Below are 3,363 nucleotides of genomic sequence, written 5' to 3'. Positions count from 1 at the left end.
GTCTCGACGATCATCATTGTCGTGTCGATGGCGCTGATGCTGCTCACGGCGCGGTTCTTCAAATTCGGCGGAGAGAAATAATGGCCGGCGTGCAGGTATCTGATGTCTCGCGCAGTTTCGGCGCACACAAGGCGCTGGACAATGTCTCCATCGATTTCGCCGATGGCGGGTTCTATGCGCTGCTGGGGCCGTCGGGCAGCGGCAAGACCACGCTGCTGCGCCAGATTGCCGGTTTCGATTTTCCCGATTCGGGCCGCATCACCATCGGCGGCGAGAGCGTCGAGCGGGTGCCGGTCGAAAAGCGGCGCATCGGCATGGTGTTCCAGAACTATGCGCTGTTTCCCAATATGAGCGTCGCCGACAATGTCGCCTTCGGCCTGTCGGTGCGCGGCGAGGCCAAGGCGGTGATTGCAACGGAGGTGCAGCGCGCGCTCGATCTGGTGCAGCTCGGCAAGCTTGGTGGCCGCCGGCCGCACCAACTCTCCGGCGGGCAGCGGCAGCGTGTGGCTCTCGCCCGCGCTATCGTCACCAAGCCGCGCGTGCTTTTGCTCGACGAGCCGCTCGGCGCGCTCGACAAGGCGCTGCGCGTCGATATGCAGATCGAGCTCAAGCGCATCCAGCGCGAGATCGGCATCACCACCATCTTCGTCACGCACGACCAGGAAGAAGCGCTGACGATGAGCGACCGCATCGGCATATTGCGCGACGGCAGGCTGGTGCAGGAGGGGCCGCCGGAGGAGATCTATAACAGGCCGAAGAGCGAGTTCGCCGCCACCTTCCTCGGCGACGCCAACATTTTTCGCGGCGACAGCACGGGCGATGGCATCCGGCTGGCGGACGGAACGGCGATTGCCGCTGGTGTGGGTGCCAAGCTTGCCGCCGGCGCCAAGGCGAGCTGTGCCGTGCGGCCCGAACGCATCCGCATCGCCAGGGATGCCGGAGCACCGGATGGCAACGCCAACATGCTCAAGGGACAGGTTTCCAAGCGCATCTTCGCCGGCAGCAACAGCACCTATTTCGTCGAGCGTGCTGGTCAGACGTTGAAAGTGATTGTGCAGAATACCGGCATGGAACGGCTGGCAGAAGGTCAGGATGTCGTGCTGCGCTGGTCGCCTGAAAGCACGGTGTTGATCGCGGCGAACTGATCCTCACCGGGTCTTGCCAGACCGTCCGCAATCAGGGACAGCATAGACGGGCACGACCCGGAGCATACCGATGACCCTGGAACTGACTGCACGCGACCGATCCATGCTCGACGGCGAGCATGGCCTGTCAGCGGCTGCTGCCATGAAAATCCTGGTCGCCTTTTCCAATGCGATCGGGGCAGGTCGTCTGCTCGACATTGCCGGCGCGCATATCGATGGTTGTCTCTACCATGGCAAGGCCGGTCTCGATTTCGTCGAGCGGCTGGTCGAAGGTGGCGGCCGCGTGCAGGTGCCGACGACGCTGAATGTCGGGTCGTTCGATCTCATCCATCCCGGCATGGTGAAATTGCCGGCGGCCGAAGAGGTGCCGGCGCGACGGTTGATGAAGGCGCATATGGAGCTCGGCTGCCAGGCGACATTCACCTGCGCGCCCTACCAGACGCGCTTCCGGCCGAGCTTTGGGCAGCAGATCGCCTGGGGTGAGTCCAACGCCATCGTCTTTGCCAATTCGGTGATTGGCGCGCGCACCAACCGCTATGGCGATTTCATCGATCTGTGCTGCGCCATGACCGGGCGCGCGCCGGCCTGGGGTCTGCATCTGAGCGAGAACCGGCGCGGCCGGATCTTGTTCGAACTGGCCTTTGCCGACCCCGAGCCGAGCGACAGCCTGTTCGTCGGCATCGGACTTGTCATCGGGCAGGCGAGCGGCGACCGCATTCCGGTGATTGCCGGCCTGCCGCAACCGCGCGACGAGGACCAGCTGAAGGCGTTGGGCGCGGCGGCGGCAACGACGGGTGCTGTGGCGCTGTTCCATGCGGTCGGCATCACGCCGGAAGCGATGACGCTCGACGAGGCGTTCCAGGGTCATGCGCCTGACGAGACGATCCGCATCAGCCGCGCCGACATCGATCATGCGCTGGCCAGGCTATCGACCGTGCCCGATGGCGCGCCGCTGGCGGCCGTGTCGCTCGGCACGCCGCATTTTTCGCATGAGGAATGGATGCGACTGTTGCCGTTGCTGCGCGAGGCAGCACCGGGTAGGCGCATTCCGATCTATGTCAACACCGGCCGCGCGACGCTGACGCGATTGCAGGAGGAGGGCGCGCTGGCCGGTATGGAGGCGTTCGGCCTGATCCCGGTCGCCGATACCTGCACCTATGTCACATCGATCCTGGAACGCCTCGATGGCGTGGTGATGACCAATTCCGGCAAATGGGCGCACTACGCACCCGGCAATATCGGTGTGTCCGTCGCCTTCGCCGAGATGCGGGATTGCATCCGCTCTGCTGCGGCCGGGCATGTTGTGCGGAGCGCGTCATGACGCGACCGGTGGAACGAACCGGCACTTTCCAGCTGGCCGGTGACGCTGAGGGTCAGGCGCTGGTGTTTTCGCAACCGCTCAGCTTCTGGGGCGGTATCGATGCCGAGACCGGCGAGATAACAGACCATTCGCACCCCGGCCTCGGCCGAAATGTCGCTGGCAGGATTTTGGTCATGCCGAGCGGGCGCGGCTCGTCGTCTTCATCCTCGGTCCTGGCCGAGGCGATCCGCAGGGGCACGGCGCCGGCCGGTATTCTTCTGGAGCGGCCGGACCCGATCCTGGCGGTCGGTGCCATCGTTGCCGAATTTCTTTATGACATCCGCATGCCGCTGGTGGTGTGCGATATTTCGAACCTTGTCTCCGGTGATCAAATTGATATCGGCATCGGCAAAGACCGCGGGCCGATCATCAGAGTTCACCCCGCCATCAATCCGGCAGAGCCACGCCGCCAATAGGCCGCCGCCAGCGTTTGATCGCGACCAAGCCCCAGCGTGTCGCGCCAACATTCGCGCACGATCTTGGCGGCAGCGGCTTCCGCCGCGAACCAGCCGAAGGCCGAACCGTCCTGCGGCCACGCCACCGAGCGGACAGCCTCGGCCAGCAGTCTGTCCTCGCCCGCCGCCACGCCATCCCGTGTCAGCCAATGAACCTCGATGCCCGTGCCATTGTTGATCGCTTGTCTTTCACCATCATTGGCGATCTCGACGAAGGCGACGCCTTTTGTCCCGGCCGGTAGCGTCTCCAGCAGCCGAGCCAGCGCCGGCAAGCCGGTTTCGTCGGCGCCCATGACGTACCATTCTGCCTGCCGCACCGGACGGCCGACCGGGCCCATGATGCCAACCTTCATGCTGGGCGCGGCCTGCATGGCCCAGGCGGAGCCGACGCTCTCGCCGGGAT

At 64.8% G+C, this 3,363-nt stretch carries 4 protein-coding genes; 3 read left to right on the top strand and 1 reads right to left on the bottom strand.

Annotated elements, in window-relative coordinates:
• The first annotated feature begins 80 nt into the window (after window positions 1-80).
• The 3 genes from EN994_RS23630 (at window position 81) to EN994_RS23620 (ending at window position 2,921) form a co-directional block, all read left to right on the top strand.
• Window positions 81-1,145 carry an ABC transporter ATP-binding protein gene (locus EN994_RS23630; RefSeq protein WP_063168549.1) on the top strand — a complete coding sequence of 355 codons (1,065 nt, stop codon included), beginning with the start codon at window positions 81-83 and terminating at the stop codon, window positions 1,143-1,145.
• Window positions 1,146-1,215: 70 nt separating this feature from the next.
• Window positions 1,216-2,466 carry an aconitase X gene (locus EN994_RS23625; protein ID WP_063168548.1) on the top strand — a complete coding sequence of 417 codons (1,251 nt, stop codon included), beginning with the start codon at window positions 1,216-1,218 and terminating at the stop codon, window positions 2,464-2,466.
• Window positions 2,463-2,921: a DUF126 domain-containing protein gene (locus tag EN994_RS23620; protein ID WP_013530810.1), complete on the top strand. Its 459-nt coding sequence runs from the start codon at window positions 2,463-2,465 to the stop codon at window positions 2,919-2,921. The genes EN994_RS23625 and EN994_RS23620 overlap by 4 nt, the downstream gene beginning before the upstream one ends.
• Here the strand turns inward: EN994_RS23620 and EN994_RS23615 are convergent.
• The coding region (locus EN994_RS23615; protein ID WP_164746112.1) for a siderophore-interacting protein at window positions 2,882-3,363 on the bottom strand (482 nt) is incomplete at its 5' end. The two genes, EN994_RS23620 and EN994_RS23615, sit on opposite strands and share 40 nt — an antisense overlap.

The organism is Mesorhizobium sp. M7A.F.Ca.CA.002.09.1.1 (assembly GCF_003998555.1).
Lineage (GTDB): Bacteria > Pseudomonadota > Alphaproteobacteria > Rhizobiales > Rhizobiaceae > Mesorhizobium > Mesorhizobium ciceri.
This window is presented reverse-complemented; position numbering and strand designations above follow the sequence as displayed.